The following is a 23,482-nucleotide window of genomic DNA, read 5'->3' as shown; positions in this document are numbered from 1 at the left end:
CTTAATTCAAGCTGGCGCGTGTTGGCGTTTTCTCCAACAGATCACCCCAATCAGTGCGATAGGCCATTTCGGTCAGAACAGTCTCGGGTAGGAACTCCTGATTCTGACGGATCTGCCAGCCGCCACCCAAACCTTTGTAGATCGCGACCAGATTGGACGAGACTTCTTGCCGCACCTCGATCAGATTGGCCTGCGACCGTAGCAGGGCAGTCTGTGTATTCAAGATACGGGAGTAGCTGGCGATACCGTCGCGATACTGGTCAACGGCAATATCAGCGGCTTTGCGCGAGGCATCGACGCTGCGCTGATAAAAGGTGACCTGTTTGCGCGCCTGTGCATAAGCGACCATCGCGCTTTCGACCTCGGAAAAAGCGGTCAGCACGGTGTTCTGGTAATTTGCGATCAGCGCTTGATAAGCCGCATCCTGAGCGCGGACGTTGTTCTTGATGCGGCCATAGTTCAGGACATTCCAGACAACGCCCGCACTGGCCAATCCTGTGGCACTATTGGTACTGAACAGATCGCGCCCGCCCGAGGCTTGTAACCCGATCGACCCAGACAGGATGAATTGCGGATAGAGATCAGCCAAAGCGATCCCCACCTGCGCCGACTGCGTGGCTGCCGCAAGTTCGGCGGCGCGGACGTCGGGCCGCCGCCGTAGCAATTCGGCGGGGACTCCCACAGCTACGTTGCTGCGTCCTGTTGGAATGCGACCCGAGTTTCCGATCAAGCCCGCCATCTGAGACGGCGTTTTTCCCAACAGAACCGCAAGCGCGTTCTTGGCCTGTTGGATATCGCTTTCCAACTCGGGCACCAGCGCTTTGGTGTTGTTGAGCAGTGCGGTTGATTCCTGCACATCCAGCTCGGTCGTCACGCCGTTGTTAAAGCGTAACTGGGTGAGGTCTGCCGATTCCTGCTGGATCGTGATGTTCTCCCGCGCGATGCGCAGAGCCTCCTGCAAGGAGCGGATGTTGATATAGAGCGCTGCAACGTCCCCGGTAAGCGTGACTAGAGCGTCGTCATAATTGGCGACCTGTAGTGCAAGGTTAGACCGTGCGGCCTGTACGCCGCGACGTTGTTGGCCCCAAACGTCTAGCTCCCATTGCGCATCAAAACCCACTTGCGAGGTTGAGAATTCGGTGTCCAAAGGGATGATACGCCGGATATCCGAAATCGGCCCAAGGTTGTCGCTGATCTGTCGGCGTTGCAGCGAGCCGCCCACGGCTTGTGATTGCGGGTAAAGCTCACCAAATGCGATGCCAAGCTGCGCGCGGGCCTGCAGTACGCGGGCACCGGCGACCTGCAAGGTCAGGTTTTGCGCATAGGCTTCGGCGATTAGTTTGTTCAGCGTCGGATCGTTGAATGTCTCCCACCAGCGCACAACGGGGGCGCTGCGCGAGGTCAGGCCGCTTTGACCCGCGCTGGGGTTGTTGACCTCCATCCATTGCTTCACGACCGGTGAGTTTGGGCGTACGAAATCTGGCCCAACCGGCGTACAGGCGGCGAGGGTGGCAGCGCAAAGGGCGGTGCCCAACAACCGGCGGAGTGTCATCGTACGCATCCTCAGATATCCAGTGGCCGGATGAAGTTGGCGAAGGAATAGAGGCGGATATTGATGCGCCTCAGAAATTCAAAGCTTTTTCCCATGCCTGTGTAAATCGCCACCGCAGCGTGGCCACCTGCAGGAAAAGTATGCCCCTCAGGCACATCGACCGAGATCTGAACAGCGATCCGACCGGGCAGTTTTGGCAGCTCAAAGCCGGGCAGGCGGCCTGAGGGCAGGTATTGGCCTTGACGTGTGGCCCACCAGACGGCTTCGACCTTGCCGGTCAGAATTTCTCCGGGGTACAGGTCCAGCGCAACTTCAACCGGTTGGCCGACTTCTACGAATTTGAGGTTTTGCTGTCGGAAGGTGGCCAGAATATAGGGGTCTTCTTCGGTGACAAAGCTGGCAATGGCACCCAGACGAATTTCTCCCACAACCATCCCCGGGCGGGCCTGTTGCGAAACGATCATGCCATTTTCAGGGGCGTAGATCGTTGTGTTTTCAAGAAAGTACTCTGCTTCGGCCAGTTGGGCCTCAGCTTCCAGAATGCCGGTATTCACCCCGTCGATCTGTGAATCCAACGCGAGGTTGGCCTTTTCCAGATTGGCCTGAGCCTCTTTGATTTTCGCCTGATCTTCCGCGACCTGTTCGTTCCAGCGATCTAGTTCGTCCTGACGTGCCCCACCAGCCGGAACAAGGTTTTCGTATCGCGCCTGTTCCGTTTGGGCATACGCCAATTGCGCATTTGCACGCTCAACCGCCTCGCTTGCAGCTATGACGTCCTGTTCGAGAATTTTCGCGTTTTGCTGCGCCGCCACCAGTTGCGCATTTGCCTTGTCCACGGCCAGCGAAAACACCGTGTCGTCGAACTTATACAGCGGATCGCCCTTCGTGACCCATGTGTTGGGCTCTACCAGAACCTCGGACAGGATTGTGGGCTGTGTCAGGCGCGGTACGATCTGGATGGTGGACCGCACGACGTGACTGTCGACTGAGAAGGGCTGAAAGAACCGCAGCGCGACCAAAAAGATCAGCAGCAGATGCGCGCCGACCCAGAACGAGACGATCCCCCACATGATGTTGAATTTCAGCCACTCCATCTTGAAGAAGATGAACCAGACAAAAATGATGTAGAACAGCGTGATGCCAAGGGCGACAAACATGAGTGCTGAATTCCTTTGGCTTTAGGCTTGCTTGGTTTCGTCGGTGTCCAGCGGGTCCTGGTATTCTGGTTTGATGGTGCCGCCAAGACGCTTGATCTCATCCCGGATCGCTTTGCGTTCTTCATCAGGACCACGGCGCATGTCGACTGTCACCCCGTCATGGAACGCCCAGATAAAGGCATGCACCCACGGGACTATAGCCAAAAAACCCATCCATCCCATGATCTTGACGGCTTCGGCGTGCGGGTGGTTGCGTTTGATCGCAATCCGTCCGGGCAGGCCCATGAGGAACAGAAACAACGCCATCACCGCTGCCAACAGCAGAATAAGCGCCACGAATGTCAAATAGTCATAGTAGCCTAGCGGCTGCCCCAAAAGTCCCATGCTCGCGCCTCCTGTTGGGAAGGTTGTGCCATCCTCAGTTGTTGTTGCCCAGTTCGTCAATCAATTTGTAACTGGTCGGCGGGTCCGCACAAATGGTTGGGCCACATTCGATCAGGGTCGAGATCGCGTTTAGCCCTGCCAGAACCAACAATGTGAAAAAGGCAGCCTTGGCCAACCCGCTTCCTCCGAAACGCGGGCCTTGTTGCGCGTCACTGACATATTGCCTGTCAAACATCAGCATGATCGCCGTTCCCAGAAGGACTAGAAAAAAGCAGATGGCGGCCCAGGTGTAGTAGTGCAGTCCTAGAACGGGAGAGCCATAGTGGCCCGTGCCTGGTACGATATGCAGCAGGATTTGACGGATCGAAACGCTGCCTCCGTAAAGTGCGGCAAGCAGCATCAGCGCATAGTGACGCGCGCGCGCTCGGTAGAGCAGGTTCAGCCCAAGTCCAACGCCGACGGCGACAAAGCCGACCCTCTGCAACAAACAAAGCGGGCAGGGCAACTCGTTCAGCGAAAACTGATAGGCGTAGGCCAATACCAGTACAAGGCTGACAGCAAATGCGCCAACGGCATTCAGGGTACGAGACAGTTCAGGTGTCATTGAATCGCTCCCTACAACTGAATGGTCAGCGTGCTGGTGGCATGGAATTTCAGCCAATAGACGCTCAACGCCAGAGTGATCAGAAACAGGGCCATTCCGGCGTTTGTCCGGCCAAAGTAATTTAATCCCATTGTGACTGTAAGTAACGAAAATAAAAGCGCGATCATGGTCCGCTGCCGCCCCCCTTGCGCCAATTGCAATTGATCACGACTTTGTCATCTGGATTGTGGTCTGGCAAGCAAAGACAACCGAAAGGCGCAGTGGAGGGCTATTTGCATTCCATAATTTGCGTTTGCCAGTCATTGCATTTCCGGGCCAGCGTTTCAGGAAAGTCAGAATCTGTATAAACCGTATCAATATCCGCCAGCGACGCTATGCGCGCAGGTGCGGTTCTGCGGAACTTGGAATTGTCAGCGACGAGGCTGATCTGCCGTGCCTGTTCAATGATTGTTTGGCTGACCAGTACTTCCTGTAGGTCAAAATCCATCAAATCTCCGTCCAAATCCAAGGCCGAGCACCCAATTATGGCGTGATCAAATTTGAATTGTCGGATGGTTGAAACTGCCAGATTGCCTACCAGCCCGCTATCCGATCGGCGCAGAACACCACCTGCAACGACAATCTGACAATCCGGGTTCTCTACAAGGATATTGGCCACGTTCATGTTGTTGGTTACGACCATCAGGTTCTTGTGGTCGAGCAATTGTCGTGCGACGGCCTCGGTCGAGGTGCCGATATTCATAAAGATCGAGCTGCCTTCCGGAATATCAGCTGCGCAGCGTTCGGCGATGCGAATCTTGGCCTCATGGTTCAGGGCACGCCGGTCTTCGTAACCAATATTGGACACGCCCGAACGCAGAACGGCCCCTCCGTGCACCCTGTCCAGTTTTCCTGCATCTGATAGCTCGGACAGGTCGCGGCGGATGGTCTGAACCGTCACCTGAAAGCGTTCGGCCAGTCCGTCGACGGTAACGCGACCTTCTACATTGGCGATTTCAAGAATGTCTGATTGACGGAAGGATAGTGACATAGATCAGCTCTGCGCTTGGGATAGTTCGTTTTTGTTCTATTTTTTGAAACTGACAAGACTTATTGTGCAGTTATTGCAAAAATTTCGAGAATTTTGATCGCAAGCGAACATTTACGAAAAGTTATGTTGACGATACGAAGTGTTGTGATGCTAATGCCATCGAAACTGCCACTTTTGGGGAATCGTTTGGATATGTCATCAGACAGCAGTCAGGTAACCGATCTTTTCATAATCGGTGGCGGCATCAACGGGTGCGGAATTGCAAGGGACGCTGCGGGGCGGGGATTGTCTGTCACTTTGGCAGAGATGAACGATCTGGCGTCTGCCACCTCCTCGGCGTCGACCAAACTGTTCCATGGTGGGCTAAGGTATTTGGAATTTTTTGAGTTCCGTTTGGTCCGCGAAGCTCTGATAGAGCGGGAAACGCTGCTGCGCGCGATGCCGCATATCAGTTGGCCGATGCGTTTCGTGTTACCGTATCACGCCGATATGCGTTTTGATTCTGAGACGCCAACCTCGCGATTGCTGAGTACGGTGATGCCATGGATGCGTGGGCGACGCCCGGCCTGGCTGATCCGGTTGGGTTTGTTTTTGTACGATAATCTTGGCGGCCGCAAAATCCTGCCGGGAACGCGCGCGTTGAACCTGCGCTCTGTGCCTGAGGGCGCGCCTTTGCAAGACAAGTTCGAAACAGCCTACGAATACTCGGATTGCTGGGTCGAAGATTCTCGGCTGGTGGTTCTGAACGCCCGTGACGCTGAGGCAAGGGGCGCGAAGATCAGGGTTCGGACCGAAGTTCTTGCGGCCAGGCGTGTTGATGACATGTGGCATATCACGATCCGTGATCAGCAGAGCGGTGAGACTGAGACAATTCTGGCAAAGATGTTGATCAATGCAGGTGGCCCGTGGGTGGGCGATATCATTCAGACCAAGATCCACATAAATTCACGCGAAGGGGTCCGGTTGGTACGGGGCAGTCATATCGTGACGCCCAAACTGTTTGATCACGACAAATGCTACTTCTTTCAGGGTGAGGATGGGCGCATCATCTTTGCCATTCCTTACGAGCAGGATTTCACCCTGATTGGCACCACAGATCAGGATCATTCTGATCCATCGGAGCGGCCAGTTTGCACCGAGGCCGAGCAGGAGTACTTATGCGCATTTGCCACGAAGTATTTTAAGAAACCGGTGACACGTGCTGATATCGTCTGGACCTATTCCGGCGTGCGTCCACTTTATGATGACGGCGCAAGCAGCGCCACCGCAGCGACCCGAGACTATACGCTGAAGGTTGATGCCACAGGCGGCGCTCCGGTTCTGAATGTCTTTGGCGGCAAAATCACCACATACCGGCGCCTCGCGGAAAGCGCGTTGGAGAAGATCGGAGAGTACTTCCCAGATCTTGCAGGGCCTTGGACGGCCGGGGTAGCGCTGCCCGGAGGAGATTTCCCCGTTGATGGTGCGCCAGATTTAATCCGGCAGGTGCAGACGGATTATCCTTTCCTCACCGAAGCTTGGGCGCATCGGCTGGTCCGAGCGTACGGCACCGAAGCTTGGGACATTCTGGGGGCGGCCAAAGATCAGACCGATTTGGGCGAGGATTTTGGGGCGACCCTGACCGAGACCGAACTTGTCTGGTTGATGGACAAGGAATACGCGCGCACCGCCGAGGACGTTATATGGCGCCGCAACAAATTGGGTCTACGACTAAGCCCCGAGCAGATTGATCGGCTCGATGACTGGATGACAAATCGGTAACGCAACAACCAGTCGCTTCACACGAAAAAAACGCCCCGCTGTTCTGCGGGGCGTATTCGTTTTATTGCCGTTTTTACGCGGTTTCCTCTGACGGTCCTGGATCATTCTTGCTCCCTTTGATCCACTCTCGCATGCTTTGCATAACGGCATAGAGGACGGGAACCAGAATGACGCCGAACAGTGTCGCAGCAAGCATACCGCCAAATACGGCCACACCAATGGCCTTCTGACTTGCCGCCCCGGCACCATTTGCCGCCAGCAATGGAACCACGCCCAGCAGGAAGGACAACGCGGTCATCATCACGGCGCGGAAACGCTGGAAGGCAGCTTCGACCGCGGCGTCTTTAACGGACAGCCCCTTGGCCCTTTGTTCCATCGCAAATTCGACGATGAGAATCCCGTTCTTTGACGCAAGCCCGACCAGCATGATCATCCCGATCTGCGTGTAGAGGTTGATGTCGCTGCCCACGATTGCCACCGCTGCGACGGCACCGAACAAGGCAACGGTCACCGACATCAGGATCGAAACGGGCATCGTCCAACTTTCATATTGGCCGACAAGGAACAGGTATCCGAACAAGATCGCCAGCCCGAGGATCACGACAACCAAGTTGCCCGACGCCAGCTGCTGCTGCGCGGTCCCTGTCCATTCAAAGGCGTAACCGGGGGGCAGGGCGGTCGCCGATTCTTCGGTCATAGCGGTGATGGCGTCACCGGTTGACAGTCCGGCCGCTGGAACTGCGGTCACAGTCGCAGAACGGAACAGATTGTGCCGTTTCAGCAGAACCGGGCCCAGTACGTTCTCGACGTCGATCAATGTGCCCAACGGCACCATCTCGCCTTTGGTGGAGCGTACATAGAGGTCCGAGATATCCTCGACCTTGTTCCGGTACGAGCCTTCGGCCTGGATCATTACGCGGTAAACACGACCAAACAGGTTAAAGTCGTTTACGTAATATGAACCAAGCTGCGCCTGCATGGTCTGGAAGATCTCGGCTACCGAGACCTGCAGCGTCTTGGCTTTTTCCCGGTCTAGATCAACGAAAAGCTGCGGGACGTTTGCGCGGAAAGTGGTGTAGGCCTGTGCGATTTCAGGCCTCTGGTTCGCGGCATAGACATATGAGCCCACTGCTGACGCCAGATCCTGCGGCGATCCGCCTCCGGTTTGCTGTACCTCCATTTCCACGCCAGCGGACATGCCCAAGCCCTGAATGGGCGGCGGGTTGAAGGCCACAATCGACGCTGCAGATTCCTGGTTTGCAATCGCCAGAACCTTGCCCAGAATGGCATCGGCGCTCAGATCAGGTTCTTGCCGCTCCTCCCAGTTGGTAAGGTTGACGAAAATGGCCGCTCCGTTTGTCGTCGTGCCGTTCAGCAGCGAGAACCCGTTTACCAGTACGGTGCTCGCGACACCGGGGATCTCTTGAATCTGCGCATCCAGACGTGCCGAGACAGTTTCGGTGCGTTCCAGCGTTGCGGCGTCGGGCAGTTGGATGTCGACAAACAGATAGCCATTATCCTCAAGCGGAATAAACCCTTTCGAGGTGACACCCATGATGGACCCTGTACCGGCAGCGAAGGCCGCGATGATGCCCAGTGAAATCACCGGCAGGATCAGCAATTTTCGTACGATTGCGGTATATCCGTTGCGCATCGAACCGATGAACCCTTCGAACATAGCCAGCAACCCGGTTGGGGGACCAGAGCGTGCCTTCAGAACCAATCCACACAAGGCCGGAGACAATGTCAGGGCGTTGATCGATGAGATCACGACAGCGGTCGAGATCGTGACCGCGAACTGAGAATAAAGCCGCCCTGAAATACCAGGCATAAAGGTGACGGGTACGAACACTGCCAGCAAAACCAGGGTTGTCGCAATCACCGGACCGGTGATTTGGCCCATCGCTTTGCGTGTCGCTTCGGCAGGAAGCAGCCCCTCATCCGCGATGATACGCTCGACATTTTCAACTACGACAATGGCGTCATCCACCACGATGCCGATGGCTAGCACCAGCGCAAATAGTGAGATCGTGTTGAGCGACATGCCGAATGCCAGAAGGAATGCGAATGTTCCAATCAGTGAGACGGGAATTGCCACCGCGGGAATAATAGTCGCGCGCCAACTGCCAAGGAATATGAACACGACCGTAATCACGAGTATGAATGTCAGGATCAGTGTTGACACCACGTCATTGAGCGATTGTTCCACAAAGTCTGTCGTGTTGAACGGAACGGCATATTCTACATCCGACGGAAAGGCTCGGGACAGACGGTCTAGCTCGGCTTCAACACGTTCGGAAACCGCAAGCGCGTTCGCGCCGGGGGCCTGATAGATACCGATAACCGTTGCCGGAACGCTTTGAAAATAACCCGAAGCTGAATAAAACTGCGCACCAAGCTCTGTGCGAGCGATGTCTTTGACACGTACAATCGCGCCTGCATCCCCGGTGCGGATAACGATATCTCCGAACTCATCAGCAGAGGTCAGGCGGCCTTTGGTCTTGATCGTGTATTGAAAGGTTTGCCCTTCTGGAACAGGCGGTGATCCAATCGATCCAGCCGATACTTCGATATTCTGCTCGCGGATTGCGTTTATGACATCACCCGGAGTGATCGACAGCGCGGCCATCTTATCCGGATCCATCCATATCCGCATCGCGTATTCCAGATTGGTCAGAACATCCGCCTTACCTACGCCCTGAACGCGTGCCAGCGCGTCTTTCAGGTTGATCGAGGCATAGTTCGAAAGAAACACGCTGTCATACGTGCCATTGGGCGAGGTCAGCGTGACCAGCAGCAGCATGTTTGTTGACGCTTTTTGGGTTACCACGCCCGATGAGGTCACTTCGCTCGGCAACGAGGCCATGGCCTGCGCGACGCGGTTCTGCACATTGACCGATGCAATATCGGGATCGGTGCCAACTTCAAACGTTACATTCAGAGAATAAGAACCGTTATCTGACGAAGTTGACGTCATATAGATCATGTCGTCCACGCCGTTGACCTGCGCCTCGATTGGCGCGGCTACAGTGTTCTCGACAGTTTCGGCATTCGCGCCGGTATAGGTGGCGGTTACACTGACAACCGGAGGCGTGATATCAGGGAATTGCGCAACCGGCAGAACCATATAACCGATCCCGCCCAAGATGGTCAGGACCAGCGAAATTACAAGCGCCAGCTTGGGCCGGCTGATGAACAGGGCAGAGAACATCTGTTATTCTCCTGGCTGCTCAGAGGCGACAACGGCATCGACGGCGACGCCGGGACGAACGCGCTGCAGACCTTCGACGATCACACTTTCGCCCTCACGCAGACCATCCGTTACGATAATGGCCGAGTCGACGGGGTCTCCGGTTGTGATGTAGCGCTGCTCTACCATTTGTTTGTCATTGACGACCAAAACGAATTCCCCGCGTTGGTCACGTTGCAGGGCCGCTTGAGGGATCAAGACCTGCAGCGTTGGCTCCAACGCTTCGATCTGGACGTTTACGAACGCGCCATCGACAAGCAGACGTTTGGCATTTTCGAACTGAGCTGTGAGGGTGATCGCACCAGTCAACGGGTCAATGCGGTTATCTACAAAAATGATTTCGCCTGTCTCATCCAGTGCGGTTCCATTCGGCAAGGTCACATGGACGTTTGGACTTTTGTTGCTTTCTGCCAGGGTCGCTGGATCTTCACCAATTTGTTCAAGAACCGAGGTGAACTGTTTCTCGTTCAATGAAAAATTCACGTAGATGGGGGCCTCGCTAACCAGCGTGACGAGGGGTGGATTATTGGGGCCGACGACGTCGCCAACACTAATTTCGACCCGACCGATCCGACCAGAAAATGGCGCGTGAATCTGGGTATAGCTGAGATCAAGCTCGGCCTGCTGGATGGCCGCATTCGCAGCTTTTACCTCGGCTTCCGCAACCAATTCGTTGGCACGTGCGATATCACGTTCGGATTCGGGTGTGGCGTCTCGCTTGTACAGTTCTTCCTTACGTGCCAGATCGACTTTGGCCAGTTCAAGGTTGGCCTCGGCGCGGTCAAGATCAGCTTTGCGCGCTTCCAGAGTTGCTTGGTAAAGGTCTGGTTCGATCGTGAACAGCAAGTCATCTTTAGACACGGGGGCGCCGTCATCTACGTTCTGACTGTCCAGAAACCCGCTGACGCGCGCGACGATGTCGACCTTGTCGATGGCCTCGGCCCGCCCAATAAACGTCGCCTGATCAGTAATCTCTTCTGTATAGGCCGCCGCGATCGAGACCTTTGGCGCGGGGGCGTCTGACTGATCCTGTGCCGTAACTGAGTGCGGAAGGATGGACCATGCGATTACAGCGAGAGATGCGCCTATTGTCCTGAAGTATCCGCGACGGCGGTATGTGGGCTTTTTAAATACAAAGGACATGATGACGCCTCGTTCAAACTAAAGATAATGCGCCCGGGCATCAGATATGCGCGGACGAGTCGAGTGATGTTTCAGGCAGGATGGCGGGTTTGGCGCAGTTTCTCAAGCATGTTGAGACTTCTTGCGAAGTTCAGATGGTAAAGAATTTCTTTCCAATTGGCAGACTTAGCTTGCGCCAACAGCAAATTTGCAGAGGAAAGGGCATCTTTTTAGGGCCAGTGGGTCCCCTGGATAAAACACGACAGAGGATTGCTCAGCGCTCTGCTGCTGCATTCACAGATGAAGATTTGTTGTTATTTACGCGTCCCGGCGAAGCGATTCTGCCAGTCTTCACGTTGCTCATCTGTTACCTTGGCGAACAGCACATCTGGAACCGAGAAGTCGTGGTCTGCGGGCAGGGCACGCAGTGCGGCGTCGACCTCATCGGGCCAGCTAGTGTCCAGCGTGTTCATCGCGCTGAGCATTTTTGCCGAAGTTTCGGGAATAAACGGCGCGCTCAGAACCGCATAGAGTCGGATCAAGTTCAGCCCCAGCCTGACTTGAACCGCAGCAAGCGCCGGGTCTTCCTTGAAGGTTGACCAGGGAGCCGCAGCCTGCAGGTATTCGTTGCCCGCGACCCAGATCGCCCGCAACTCCTGCGCAGATTTACGCACTTCCATTGCTTCCATGTGGCCCTCATAGGCGCGGATGCGTCGGGTCAGTTCAGCGATAAGCGTTTGCTCATGCTCACCATATTCACCATCACCCGGAACGGTCTCACCGTACTTGGAGCGGCAGAACTTGGTGATCCGGCTGACAAAGTTGCCCAGAACGTCAGCGAGGTCCTTGTTGACCGATTGCTGGAAGTTTTCCCAGGTGAACTCGCTGTCGCTGCTTTCCGGCGCATGGCTTAGCAGCCACCAGCGCCAGTAGTCGGCAGGCAGAAGCTCCAGCGCCTGATCCATGAACACGCCGCGCCCTTGTGAGGTCGAGAACTGGCCGCCGTCATAGTTCAGATAGTTGAAAGATTTCAGGTGATCGACCATCTTCCACGGCTCGCCTGATCCCAGAATGGTAGCCGGGAAGCTGAGCGTGTGGAACGGCACATTGTCTTTGCCCATGAACTGGACGTACCGCACGTCATCCGCGCCTTTGTCGGTGCGCCACCATCGCTCCCACTCGGCATCGGACTTACCGTTGGCATCCGCCCATTCCTTTGCGCAGGCGATGTATTCGATGGGCGCGTCGAACCAGACGTAGAAGACCTTGCCTTCCATTCCAGGCCAGTCCTGATCGCCTTTCTTAACCGGCACACCCCAATCCAGATCGCGGGTGATGCCGCGGTCCTGCAGACCGTCGCCATCATGCAACCATTTCTTGGCAATCGAGGTGGTCAGGATCGGCCAGTCTAACTTGCTGTCAATCCACGCATCCAACTGATTCTTCATAGCGGATTGGCGCAGATAGAGATGTTTGGTCTCGCGCACCTCTAAATCAGTCGAACCGGAAATCGCTGAGCGGGGCTCGATCAGGTCGGTCGGGTCCAACTGCTTGGTGCAATTCTCGCACTGATCACCACGCGCGCGATCATAGCCGCAATTGGGGCATGTACCCTCGATATAACGGTCAGGTAGAAACCTGCCGTCGGCGTTTGAATAAACCTGCTTCTCGCTCACCTCACGGATCAGCCCGGCCTCATCCAGTTTGCCTGCGAAGTGCTGTGTAAGGTTACGGTTCTGATCGCTGGATGAACGGCCAAAGTGGTCAAAACTCAGACCAAAGCGTTTGGCGATGTCTGCCTGCACCGCATACATATCGGCGCAGTACTCCGCGACGGGTTTACTCGCTTTCGCCGCAGCAAGTTCCGCCGGAGTGCCGTGTTCGTCGGTTGCGCACAGGAACATGACCTCATTCCCCCGACCACGCAGATAGCGCGCGTAAAGATCGGCGGGTAACTGCGAGCCGATCAGATTGCCGAGGTGTTTGATCCCGTTGATATAAGGGATCGCCGAGGTGATGAGAATCCGAGCCATTTTGCGTTTCCAGATAACTGTCTGCGCGCCCGTCTACAGTATGTCGGCGGTTAGCAAAAGGCCGGGTTTTGCGACTCTGTGTATTTCACACTGAAATCGCGCTTAGTGCTTTTCACGCGAACCTTTGAGCAATCTGCCAATCGTAAACGAAGTACGCGGCGCATAGACGTAATTTGTCCGTTCGTCGGGCGTTGGGCGCGAGCGCATGCGGGCAAGGCCGAACACGATCAGGAATGCATGACCCAGAGCCACGAATGCAAACAGGGCACCAGGGCCGAACTGTTGGATCAACGTTGATGAGATGTAGGGTGATGCAATCGCCCCCAGCGCGTACCAAAACATCAGCGCTGCGGCCAGTTCCACGCGTTGTTCGGTAGTGGCAAAGTCATTTGCGTGGGCTGATGAAACCGAGAAGATCGGGAATGTGGTCAGGCCGAAAAAGCCCGCCGTCAGCATGACGCCGACGGTGCCGGTTCCACTGGCCAACATTGTGATACCGCAACTTAAGACCGCTGCGGCCGATAACCAGATCAACACCCAGCGTCGGTCATATTTGTCGGCCAGCCAACCCAGCGGGTACTGCGCCAGCGCGCCGCCCAGAACGAATGAGGCCAGAAAGAACGCAATCTGATCTACAGCCAGCCCCACCTCCTGACCGTAAACCGGGCCGACCATTCGAAATGAGGCCGAGCTTAGGGCCGCGACGATCACCCCGGCCACTGCAAGCGGTGAGTTTTGCCACGCCAGCCGGGGCCGTAAGCGTGGTGCGTCCGGGGTTTTGGGTTGGCTCGCGCGTGTTAGCGTCAAAGGCAGTAGCGATGCGCAGCATAAGATGGCCAGAAGATTATATGAAACATAGGATGCCGGAGGCAGAACCGCGATGATCAACTGCGCGCAAAGCGAGGCGCCCAGATCTGCGATGCGATAGCTTCCCATCACACGTCCACGTGATTCATTTGTGACCTTTGCATTTAGCCACGCCTCAATCACCGTGTAGCACCCGGCAACGCAAGTGCCCGACGCGATCCGTAGGATGGCCCAGACATAGGGGTTCTCAGTCAGCGTGTGTCCCAACAGCCCCATGGCACCCAAGGCGGTGCAAACGGCAAATGCGCGCGAGTGTCCGACGCTTCCCATCAGGCGCGGTGCCCACCAGCAGCCAATGAAAAAGCCAAGGAAATGCGAAGACCCCAACAGACCGATCTGTTCTGTCGAAAAGTTCAGTGTCAGGCCCGAGATCGCATCCAATGGCCCGACACCGCCGGTCGACAATTGCAATAGTATGACCGAAAGAAAAAGTGCGGCAAATGAAATGATCGTACGCATGATGGGGGCAGCTTGTCTTTATTGTCACGAATTGCGCGTGTCTATTCGACACCTTAGCGTCGTTTTTTGGCGTTCCTTGGCTAATCCTGTCGAATGATTTCGGCTCGGATGTTTAAACCAATCATTGGCTGTACCAGATCAGGATAGCCTGACGCACCAAATTCGTGCCGATTAAGCGCGCCCACCAGCCTTATGAATAGGGTGTCCAGATCATCCACTGCGCTGCCCGGTCTTCGATAAAGATCGGCCTTCAGCGTTACGGGACGAGTTACATCACGCACTGTCAGGTCACCCGTTACTGTCGCGCCTTCCGAGATGCGACCAGTGGGTCCAAGTTGAATTTTGGTCGTGACGAACCGAATGGTTGGATATCGGGCGGCGTTCAACACGCTGCTGCCTAACATCTGGCCGCGCGCAAAGGGTAATTTCGTACGAGCTCGGGCCACGTCCATCGCAACATCGACCCTACTGTTTTGAAGGCGTCTCGTGTCGATTAAAATCTGCGCCGACTGAACTGGCATCGTACCTGTTTGTGCTGTGCCAGACAGAGTGTAGGTAAATTCGACCGAGCGGCGCTCCGTTGCCAGAACGTACGGGGTGAGTGCTGCATGAGCGTCGCGCGCGAACGGTAGAGCCGCAAGGCCAGCGATGAGTGTGCGGCGCGTGTGATCGGTCATGCCATTGCTGTGTCGCCGCGTGGCCTTGAGCGTTTCAAGAGCATCAGCAGGATGGCGATGTTCATGCCATTCCAAACGATGCCGTTGATAAAGGCGAGTTGATAGTTGCCGGTTACATCGTAGATCCAGCCGGACATCCAGCCGCCCAGCGCCATGCCCAGAATGGTCATCATCATGACAAAACCCACACGCGCTCCGGCCTCTTGTGGCGGCATGTATTCGCGCACAACCAAAGCATAGCTTGGAACGATACCACCCTGCGCCAATCCAAACAGCATGCTGACAACGTACAGGGACACCATACCGTCGTAAGGCAGGAACAGGAACAGAGCGATGCACTGAAGGATCGAGCCGATCAAAAGGGTGGTAAGCCCTCCCAATTGGTCCGCGACCAGCCCTGAAATCACCCGGCTGACAACGCCTCCCAGCAGCATCAATGATAACATTTCAGCTCCGACCGCCGGACCGTAGCCAAGGCCGACGCAATAAGACACTATATGGACCTGCGGCATCGACATGGCCACGCAACATCCGATACCAGCCAGCCCGAGGATGTATTGCAGGGTGCGGGGTGAAAAGCCGACGCTTTGTGCTTTGATCTCTGCTGCGGCAGCTGCGGTGCTGTGCGCTTCGACCGGAACTTGGCGACGTAGGAGCAGGGACAGGGGTATGACAACGACCAATGTGATGAGGGCGAGGCTCAGATAAACCTGTTGCCATCCTTCGCGCTGCAGAATGCCCGATAACAGCGTAGGCCAGATTGCACCTGAAAGGTAGTTGCCACTGGCCACCAGCGCCACAGCAACCCCGCGCCTGCGCATGAACCAATGCGAGATATCGGCGATCAGTGGCCCAAACCCGATCGATGTTCCAAGACCCAGCAACAGATGCGCGACTGAAAGGAGGGCAATGTTCGGTGCAAGCGTGGCCAGCAAATAGCTTAATGCGCTTAATAGGGCGGCCCCGATCAGAGCCTTTGTCACGCCCAGATTATCCACCAGCTTGCCAAGCCACATGTTTCCAAAGGCAAAACCGATCATGGTGAGCGTATAGGGCATCGATGCGGCAGCTCTGCCTGCTCCAAAATCGGCCTCGATGGCGGGCATCACGACAACTACAGCCCACATACCCACATTGACCACCGTTGCGATCGCCAGAGTGATCAGCAGGCGAAGCCAGGAGTATCGGCTGTCATGGATCGGATGTGTCATGCGGGCACGCTAGGGTGCATGTTCTGCTTTGACCAGTCACAAGTTATGTGAACGTGGGTGCGTCTTCGGTTTTGATCTGTTGTAACTGCAGGCCGAAATGTGGGGCCGTCCGCGTCACGTGCCAACTGGCCGGGGGCAGGGCGCGGGCGCGGCGGCGGGTCAGGCGCCAACTGCAGGCCTCGTCCCGATAAGTCGGCTCCATATGCCAGCGCGTCTCGATCCCCTGCGCGCCGCCATCGTCAGGTGTCAGCAACAGTCCCAGAGGGGCCTGACCCGATGTGCCACCCTGTTCGGCGGCCAGATGCAACCGCCGAACAGGGGTCAGACCCGGCGGGCCGGGCAGGTCGCCGATAACCAGGGGCGCAGCACCACTGCGCAAGGCTTCTTCCATGCACCACAATAGGTCTTCGGGTTTATCAGGGCGGATCAGCAGAAACCGGGACGGGTCAGCAAAAGGTAACATGCCTTCGGGATGCAGCTGGACGACCTCCCACGCCGGGGCAATCCACATTACCGGACCCTGAGTTTGCCCCGCCACCCACAGGGCAAAACTGCGTCGAGCAGGGCCGCAGGCCTCGTGCACACGGGCCAGTTGTAGGCTGATCTGTGGGTGCAGGGCCACCCCGGGCGGGGTGCGCGCGGGCTTGCGGCCAAGAAGATGGGTGGACATGCTGATCAAACTAGCATGTTCTTACTTTGTTCTCAATTGAGGATTGCCATCAGCGCGACAAAATCAGGCGTCCGTCAGCAAACTGGATATTCGAGAACCGATGCAGATATTCCATCCCCAGCAGCGATTGATCCAGATCGCCCTCATTGATCGAGGCCGGGATATTGCGATCAGTAATCGGGCCCAGAGACAAGCTGTCCAACCGAACCGGCGCGGTGCGCACGATACCATTGGCCGTTGAGGCGCGGCCGAGATAGTTCAATTGATCCGTATCGATTCCAATTCGTTCGGCATCTTTCGGACTAATGACGATATTGCTGGCCCCGGTATCGACCAGAAAGGTCACGGCTTTGCCATTTACAAGCATCGGCAAATAGTAGTGTCCATCATACGAACGGGGCACTTCGATCCTCTGATCGGTTACGGTCAGCTGTGGGGTAGGGCTGACGGTCGAACGGATGTCATCCCACAGCCCGACTACGGCGATAACGCCAATAAAGATGAACACCCAAGCCGCGACCTGCTGCATGGTTTTGCCCAATGACTGGCGGTTTTGAGTGAAAAACCACATCAACAGGGCGGCTCCCAGCAGAACCAGATAGGTCAATCGCCCAAAATCTTCGCCGTCCATTCAATCACCCGAATACAGTTGTCTGATGCCAATATGGTGCCTCAGGAGGCGAAACCAAAGGCTTTGAGGCCATCCAGGATGAACTGAACCGATAGTGCGGCCAGCAGCATACCCAGCAGCCGTGTCAGTACGTTCAACCCGGTTTTGCCCAAGATGCGAGCAATCAGACCTCCGGCCAGAAAGAACACAAAAACAACCAGCATGACGCCCAGCATGACGGCACAGGCGGCTGCGATCCCCTGAATGCCGGGGTTTTGTCCTGCCAATAGAATGATGGTTGCAATCGACCCGGGGCCTGCGATCAACGGAATGGCCAACGGGAACACCGACGGGTCAGGATGCTCTTCCTCTTCTGCACGGTTCTCACGCCGCTTGTTGCGCCGCTCGAACAGCATGTCGAGCGCTGTCAGGAACAACAATGCGCCGCCGGCCACTTTGAACGCAGGCATCGAGATACCAATAAAGCCCAGAACCGCCTCACCAAACGCGGCAAAGGCGATCAGGATGAAAACGGCGGTCAAGCAACTGCGAATGGCAATCTTACGGCGCGTTGCGGCATCCATGTCCTGTGTCAAAGCAACAAAGACCGGCGTAGTGCCGAACGGGTCGATCACCACGAACATCGTGGTGAAAGCAGTTACGAAAAAGGCCATGTCGATCATGCTGCGCTCTCTGCCTGTTCCAAGCGTTCTGCGGCGGCAACCCAAAGGGCCTCAGCTTTTTGCATGGCCTCGACCACCTCGGCGAACTTGCGGTTCCAGGTTTCCAGATCGTTGATCCGGTCGTCTTTATAGAGCTCCGGATCCGCCAGCTTGGCCGATAGCTTGTCGTGCATATCCGTGAGTTTCTTGACCCGATCTTCACATTTGCGCAGATCCGCGCGTAGGGCCAATACCGTCTCGCGTGATGCACGTTTGGGTTTGGCGGTCTGTGGTTTCACTTTGACCGGTTTTTCGCGGGCCAAAAGAAGGGCGCGATAGGCCTCAAGGTCGCCATCGAACGGTTTGACGGTGCCATCAGAGACCAACCAAAGCCGGTCGGCGACCAGCGACAGCAGGTGCATGTCGTGGCTGACCAAGATAACCGCGCCGGAATAGGCAGTCAGCGCCTCAACCAACGCCTCACGGCTTTCGATGTCCAGGTGGTTGGTCGGTTCGTCGAGGATCAACATGTGCGGCGCGTCGATGGTCGCGAGCAGCAGCGACAAACGCGCCTTTTGTCCGCCCGACAGGCGACCGACCAGCGTTTCCGCCTGATCCGAATTCAACCCGAACCCCGCCAGGCGCGAGCGCCACTTGCCGGGTGCCTCATTCGGGCGCAGGCGGCGCAGGTGATCCAAAGGCGTTTCGTCCACATGCAGCTCATCCACCTGATGCTGTGCGAAATAGCCGATGCGCAGCTTGGAACTGCGGGTCATTTTTCCCGCCATCAGGGGCAGTCGGTCGGACAGCAGTTTCGAAAGGGTCGACTTGCCTTGACCGTTCTTGCCCAGCAAAGCGATGCGATCGTCCTGATCAATGCGTAGGTTCAGTCGTCGCAGAACCTCGGTCTCGCCATAGCCAGTCACACCGCCCTCAAGCTGGATGATCGGGGGCGACAGCTCTTCCGGCTCGGGGAAGGAAAAGGCGCGCAAAGCTGCCTCTTGTGGGGTTGAGACCAGCTGGATGCGCTCAATCATTTTGAGGCGGGATTGGGCCTGAACCGCCTTTGACGCTTTGTAACGGAAGCGATCCACGAAACTTTGCAAATGTGCGATGCGCGCCTTGGCTTTGGCATTCTCGGATTCTGCCTGCGCCAGACGTTCGGCGCGGCGTTCAGCAAACTTGTCGTAGGGAACCGCATAATATGTCAGCTTGCGGTCTTCGAGATGCAGAATTGAGCCCACCGCACGATTTAGAAGCCCACGGTCGTGGCTGATGATGATGACAGTATGCGGGTATTTCGCCAGATAGCTTTCCAGCCACAGCGCACCTTCGAGGTCCAGATAGTTGGTCGGTTCGTCCAGCAGCAGCAGATCGGGCTGTGAAAACAGCACTGCCGCCAGCGCCACGCGCATCCGCCAGCCGCCCGAGAAATCAGAACAGGGCTTCAGCTGATCTTCATCGTCAAAGCCCAGTCCTTTGAGGATCGAGGCCGCGCGCGCATCAGCCGACCAAGCGTCGATATCAGTCAGACGTGTTTGAATCTCGGCAATCCGATCCGGGTCGGTCGCGCTGTCAGCTTCGGCCATCAATGAACTTCGTTCGACATCCGCTGCCAGAACGGTGTTGATCAGCGAGACATCCGACGACGGCACCTCCTGCGCCACGCCGCCGATCCGCGCGCGTTTCGGTAACGAGATATTGCCTGATTCCAGCGACAGCTCACCACGGATCAACCGGAAGAGCGTCGTCTTTCCGGTACCATTGCGCCCGACAAGGCCGACCTTGTGGCCGTCGGGAATGGTCGCGCTGGCCCCGTCGAACAGGGGACGGCCTTCAACTGCATAATTTATATTCTCAATCCGTAGCATGAGGCGCTCTTATCAGAGCATCAAAGACGCCGCCAGAGGTCACCATGTTCAAGCCAGAAGCAATGTGTTAGCGCTGTTCCGGTTCGTCTTCCAAACGGTTTCGATATGCGTCCGGCTCAATCACCTCCGACCCTGATAACGCTGATCTTTGCAACGGCACTCTCGGTTCTGACACTGAACATGTTCCTGCCGTCGCTGGCGCATATGAGCGAAGATTTTGGTGTGGATTATGGCCTGATGAACGTATCTGTGGCCGGGTATCTATGTGTCTCGGCAGCCTTGCAGTTGATCGTCGGGCCGCTTTCAGATCGTTACGGGCGTCGGCCGGTTCTGCTGATCGCGATGACAATATTTGTTGTCGCATCAATCGGGTGCGTGTTGGCAGACTCGATCTGGGCATTCCTTGCATTTCGGATGGTTCAGGCGGCGGTGGTGGCCGGGCCGGTTCTGTCGAGCGCTTCGATCCGCGACCGATATCCCCCAAATGAAGCAGCCAGCAAACTGGGCTATGTCGCGATGGCGATGGCTCTGGCACCGATGCTTGGACCGATGCTGGGCGGCGCGCTGGACATGCTGTTCGGTTGGCGCGCCGGGTTCGTAATGTATTCGCTGCTTGGGGCAGGGGTACTACTGCTGTTGTGGTTCGACATGGGTGAAACCAACACCAATCGCTCGTCGACTTTCGCTGCGCAGATGCGCGAATACCCGCATCTGTTTCGCGCACGCAGGTTCTGGGGCTATGCCTTATGCGCTGCGTTCTCCATCGGTGGTTTTTTCAGTTTCATCACCGGCGCACCGCTAGTCGCTGCGGCCTGGTTCGATCTGAGCCCCGCAATGCTGGGCCTTGGGATCGGGATTATCACGGGCGGTTTTATGGTCGGCAATTTTGTCACCGGGCGCATCGCAAAGCGCACTCAACTCACCACAATGATCCTGTTCGGTCGGATCGTGGCGTCGGTTGGGCCGTTCTGCGGATTGCTGCTGTTCATCGGCAACATGGGCTCGGTCTGGGTGTTTTTCGGATCAGCTATTTGCGTGGGTTTCGGAAATGGTCTGACCAATGCAAATGCCTCGGCCGGGGTGATGTCGGTACGCCCGAAACTGGCAGGCAGTGCTGCCGGCCTGTCAGGCGCACTGATCGTGGCACTGGGTGCAGTCTTGACCATGATGACCGGGACTTTTGTGAGCCCCGAAAACGGGCCTTATCTTGTACTGAGCATGATGTGCGTCAGCAGCTTTGTTGGTTTGCTGGCAGTGCTCTATGTCCGACGGTTAGATCGTACCGACCCACTGCCTGAGGCGATCTGAGCGATAAACGATCATAACGCTTTTCATGAGACAAATACCGTGTTAGGCGGCGCGCGATGGATTTCGGCGCAGGTTTTGCGCCCTTAAGTCAAGGAGAGGCCAATATGGCACTGGAACGCACATTCTCGATCATCAAGCCCGATGCAACCCGCCGCAATCTGACTGGCAAGATCAATGCCAAGTTTGAAGAAGCTGGCCTGCGCATCGTTGCGCAAAAGCGCATCCACATGACCAAATCCCAAGCAGGCAAGTTCTACGACGTCCATGCTGAGCGTCCGTTCTATGACGAACTGTGCGAATTCATGTCGTCGGCACCGGTTGTTGTCCAGGTTCTGGAAGGCGAAGGCGCAATTGCGAAGAACCGTGAAGTTATGGGTGCGACCAACCCCGCTGATGCTGCCCCCGGCACCATCCGCGCCGAATTCGCCGAGTCGGTTGGCGAAAACTCGGTCCACGGTTCGGACGCTCCGGAAACTGCAGCGGTTGAGATCGCCTACTTCTTCTCGGGCATCGAGCTGGTCGGCTAATCTTTCGTCAGATCAAAGTTTTTGGCCGTGCCCTTGTTGGGCGCGGCATTTTTTGTTGCTTAGACAGGTTTGAGGTCACTTGCCGATACACGCACGCCAACGGCATCCAGATCTGAAATCAACTGGCTTTCAGGCGCCCGACTGGTGCTGGCCTTGATCGCATCGAACCGTTCACGCAATGCCTTCTTTTCCTCGCCTTTACAGTCATTCCATGGGCGCCCTTGCAAGCCCATGACTAAGACATAATAGCCGATGAAATGCGGGCGGGTTCCAGCTTGCAACAGGCGAGCATATGCCTCATCAGCACCAAGATCGCGCAACTCCTGAGCTGTCATAATTCCCGCCTGTGTGCAGGCTTGTTCGAACGCTGGGCCAAGATTGCGGATTGATGAAATCGGGTCAGACATGTCTTGTCTTATCCGGTCCGACGTGGCCTGTCATCCGACAAGGTTGTTTGCTGCAGTCTATTCCGCTACCCAAACGTCAGGGGGGCGAAGCATGAACGACATAAGCCTAAAGAATCTTGCGCAAAATCTGGACCTGACAAACCCACCTGAGGGGTTTGTCGATGACCCATTTCCCTTTTACGATGCTTTGCTCGAATACGCACCGATACTGCGTCAACCAGATGGTTCCGTACTGTTGTCTCGTCATGCAGATCTGGATGCGATTTATCGCAACACGACGCTCTATTCTTCGGACAAAGAGGCAGCGTTTGGTCCGAAATTTGGAGTTGGCTCGCCGTTGTTCGAGCATCACACAACGTCGCTGGTGTTCTCTGACCCGCCGCTCCACACACGGGTGCGCAAAATCATGACCTCGGCCCTGACGCCGCGCGCAATTGCGCGGATGGAGCCGGGTCTGATCGAAACTGTTGATGTATTGCTCGACGACATGGAAGGCAAAGCACAGGTGGATCTGATTGAGGATTTTGCATCGACGATTCCGATCCAGATCATTGGTAATCTGCTGGACGTCCCTATGGATGAACGTGCACCGCTAAGGGATTGGTCTTTAGCTATTCTTGGTGCTTTGGAACCCGCTTTGACGGACACTCAGCTGGAAATAGGCCACAGCGCGGTATGTGAGTTCAAAGCCTACCTTCAGGACCTCGTTGCCCGTCGCCGTGCAAAACCGGGTGATCCTGAGATTGATGTTTTGACCCGCCTGATCCGAGGTGAGGGTGCAGACGAAAAATTAAGCGAAATTGAGCTGTTACAGAATTGCATCTTCATCCTGAACGCCGGCCATGAGACCACCACCAATCTGATCGGCAATGGGTTGGCATTGCTGAACGACCACCCGGCACAACGCAAACGCCTGCTGGATAATCCTGACCTGATCGCTTCGACAGTCGAGGAGGTCTTGCGCTTTCGGTCCCCCAATCAGTTTGGCAACAGGGAAACCACGGCTGAGGTTGAGATCGGGGGACATCTGATCGTCAAAGGAACGAACCTGCACCTCTGTATCGGTGCGGCGAACCGCGATCCTGAGGTCTTTCCCGACCCGACGCGTTTTGACATCACGCGCAAACCGAACCGGCATCTGGCGTTCGCAGGCGGTCCGCATGTCTGCGTTGGCCTGACTCTTGCGCGGCTTGAAGGTCGCGTGGCGCTAGGGCGATTGCTGAACCGGTTTCCTGATTGCCAAGTTCAGGGACCTAGGGTGCGAGGTGGCCGCATTCGCTTTCACGGGTACACCTCTCTGCCTGCAGTTCTTTGATTATA

At 56.2% G+C, this 23,482-nt stretch carries 21 protein-coding genes; 4 read left to right on the top strand and 17 right to left on the bottom strand.

Annotation, left to right across the window (positions count from 1 at the left end):
- Position 1: 1 nt before the first annotated feature.
- The 6 genes from AC2FI7_RS00610 to AC2FI7_RS00585 all read right to left on the bottom strand — a co-directional run bounded on the left by AC2FI7_RS00610 (position 2) and on the right by AC2FI7_RS00585 (position 4,727).
- Positions 2-1,552 carry an efflux transporter outer membrane subunit gene (locus AC2FI7_RS00610; RefSeq protein WP_496815504.1) on the bottom strand — a complete coding sequence of 517 codons (1,551 nt, stop codon included), beginning with the start codon at positions 1,550-1,552 and terminating at the stop codon, positions 2-4.
- Positions 1,553-1,563: 11 nt separating this feature from the next.
- The gene (locus AC2FI7_RS00605; RefSeq protein WP_010439535.1) at positions 1,564-2,709 is read right to left on the bottom strand and encodes an HlyD family secretion protein; all 1,146 of its coding nucleotides are present in this window, start codon (positions 2,707-2,709) and stop codon (positions 1,564-1,566) included.
- A 21-nt stretch (positions 2,710-2,730) separates the two neighbouring features.
- A complete protein-coding gene (locus AC2FI7_RS00600; protein ID WP_010439538.1) occupies positions 2,731-3,093 on the bottom strand; it encodes a DUF3302 domain-containing protein in 363 nt (120 codons plus the stop codon).
- A gap of 34 nt (positions 3,094-3,127) precedes the next feature.
- The gene (locus AC2FI7_RS00595; protein WP_010439540.1) at positions 3,128-3,697 is read right to left on the bottom strand and encodes a disulfide bond formation protein B; all 570 of its coding nucleotides are present in this window, start codon (positions 3,695-3,697) and stop codon (positions 3,128-3,130) included.
- A gap of 11 nt (positions 3,698-3,708) precedes the next feature.
- Positions 3,709-3,864 (bottom strand): DUF5993 family protein, encoded by a 156-nt coding sequence (locus AC2FI7_RS00590; protein ID WP_010439542.1) that lies wholly within the window; start codon positions 3,862-3,864, stop codon positions 3,709-3,711.
- A 101-nt stretch (positions 3,865-3,965) separates the two neighbouring features.
- Entirely contained in the window at positions 3,966-4,727 is a 762-nt protein-coding gene (locus AC2FI7_RS00585; protein ID WP_170778919.1) for a DeoR/GlpR family DNA-binding transcription regulator, read from the bottom strand.
- A gap of 192 nt (positions 4,728-4,919) precedes the next feature.
- On the opposite strand from AC2FI7_RS00585, the gene glpD reads away from it, so the two are divergent.
- Positions 4,920-6,488, top strand: coding sequence for a glycerol-3-phosphate dehydrogenase (gene glpD, locus AC2FI7_RS00580; protein ID WP_029621772.1), 1,569 nt, complete (start codon positions 4,920-4,922; stop codon positions 6,486-6,488).
- A gap of 73 nt (positions 6,489-6,561) precedes the next feature.
- On the opposite strand, the gene AC2FI7_RS00575 is transcribed toward glpD, so the two are convergent.
- From AC2FI7_RS00575 to AC2FI7_RS00530, 10 genes are all read right to left on the bottom strand, one after another.
- Complete coding sequence (locus tag AC2FI7_RS00575) at positions 6,562-9,699, bottom strand: efflux RND transporter permease subunit (protein ID WP_496815500.1); 3,138 nt, start codon at positions 9,697-9,699, stop codon at positions 6,562-6,564.
- A 3-nt stretch (positions 9,700-9,702) separates the two neighbouring features.
- On the bottom strand, positions 9,703-10,881 hold the full coding sequence (locus AC2FI7_RS00570; protein WP_170778913.1) for an efflux RND transporter periplasmic adaptor subunit: 1,179 nt from the start codon (positions 10,879-10,881) through the stop codon (positions 9,703-9,705).
- A gap of 293 nt (positions 10,882-11,174) precedes the next feature.
- A complete protein-coding gene (metG, locus tag AC2FI7_RS00565; protein ID WP_496815498.1) occupies positions 11,175-12,893 on the bottom strand; it encodes a methionine--tRNA ligase in 1,719 nt (572 codons plus the stop codon).
- Positions 12,894-12,995: 102 nt separating this feature from the next.
- On the bottom strand, positions 12,996-14,219 hold the full coding sequence (locus tag AC2FI7_RS00560; protein WP_010439558.1) for an MFS transporter: 1,224 nt from the start codon (positions 14,217-14,219) through the stop codon (positions 12,996-12,998).
- Between the two features lie 80 nt (positions 14,220-14,299).
- Positions 14,300-14,896, bottom strand: a complete 597-nt coding sequence (locus AC2FI7_RS00555) for a YceI family protein (RefSeq protein WP_496815495.1) — start codon at positions 14,894-14,896, stop codon at positions 14,300-14,302.
- Positions 14,893-16,107, bottom strand: coding sequence for an MFS transporter (locus tag AC2FI7_RS00550; RefSeq protein WP_010439563.1), 1,215 nt, complete (start codon positions 16,105-16,107; stop codon positions 14,893-14,895). The genes AC2FI7_RS00555 and AC2FI7_RS00550 overlap by 4 nt, the downstream gene beginning before the upstream one ends.
- Positions 16,108-16,150: 43 nt before the next feature.
- Positions 16,151-16,777, bottom strand: a complete 627-nt coding sequence (locus tag AC2FI7_RS00545) for an ImuA family protein (RefSeq protein ID WP_037320815.1) — start codon at positions 16,775-16,777, stop codon at positions 16,151-16,153.
- Positions 16,778-16,826: 49 nt separating this feature from the next.
- Positions 16,827-17,408: a retropepsin-like aspartic protease family protein gene (locus AC2FI7_RS00540; RefSeq protein ID WP_010439569.1), complete on the bottom strand. Its 582-nt coding sequence runs from the start codon at positions 17,406-17,408 to the stop codon at positions 16,827-16,829.
- Between the two features lie 41 nt (positions 17,409-17,449).
- Complete coding sequence (locus AC2FI7_RS00535; RefSeq protein WP_010439573.1) at positions 17,450-18,070, bottom strand: MarC family protein; 621 nt, start codon at positions 18,068-18,070, stop codon at positions 17,450-17,452.
- Positions 18,067-19,920 (bottom strand): ABC-F family ATP-binding cassette domain-containing protein, encoded by a 1,854-nt coding sequence (locus tag AC2FI7_RS00530; protein ID WP_010439575.1) that lies wholly within the window; start codon positions 19,918-19,920, stop codon positions 18,067-18,069. The genes AC2FI7_RS00535 and AC2FI7_RS00530 overlap by 4 nt, the downstream gene beginning before the upstream one ends.
- Before the next feature lie 105 nt (positions 19,921-20,025).
- Between AC2FI7_RS00530 and AC2FI7_RS00525 the strand changes: the two genes are divergently transcribed.
- Positions 20,026-21,228 (top strand): multidrug effflux MFS transporter, encoded by a 1,203-nt coding sequence (locus AC2FI7_RS00525; protein WP_496815490.1) that lies wholly within the window; start codon positions 20,026-20,028, stop codon positions 21,226-21,228.
- Between the two features lie 104 nt (positions 21,229-21,332).
- Entirely contained in the window at positions 21,333-21,755 is a 423-nt protein-coding gene (ndk, locus tag AC2FI7_RS00520; protein ID WP_010439579.1) for a nucleoside-diphosphate kinase, read from the top strand.
- Between the two features lie 59 nt (positions 21,756-21,814).
- On the opposite strand, the gene AC2FI7_RS00515 is transcribed toward ndk, so the two are convergent.
- The gene (locus AC2FI7_RS00515) at positions 21,815-22,162 is read right to left on the bottom strand and encodes a TfoX/Sxy family protein (RefSeq protein ID WP_010439582.1); all 348 of its coding nucleotides are present in this window, start codon (positions 22,160-22,162) and stop codon (positions 21,815-21,817) included.
- A gap of 91 nt (positions 22,163-22,253) precedes the next feature.
- Between AC2FI7_RS00515 and AC2FI7_RS00510 the strand changes: the two genes are divergently transcribed.
- Entirely contained in the window at positions 22,254-23,477 is a 1,224-nt protein-coding gene (locus AC2FI7_RS00510; protein ID WP_496815487.1) for a cytochrome P450, read from the top strand.
- Positions 23,478-23,482 lie beyond the last annotated feature (5 nt).

Source organism: Ruegeria sp. YTSA064 (assembly GCF_059610325.1).
Note: the sequence above shows the minus strand (reverse complement) of the source record. Positions and strands in the feature narration are given on the sequence as shown.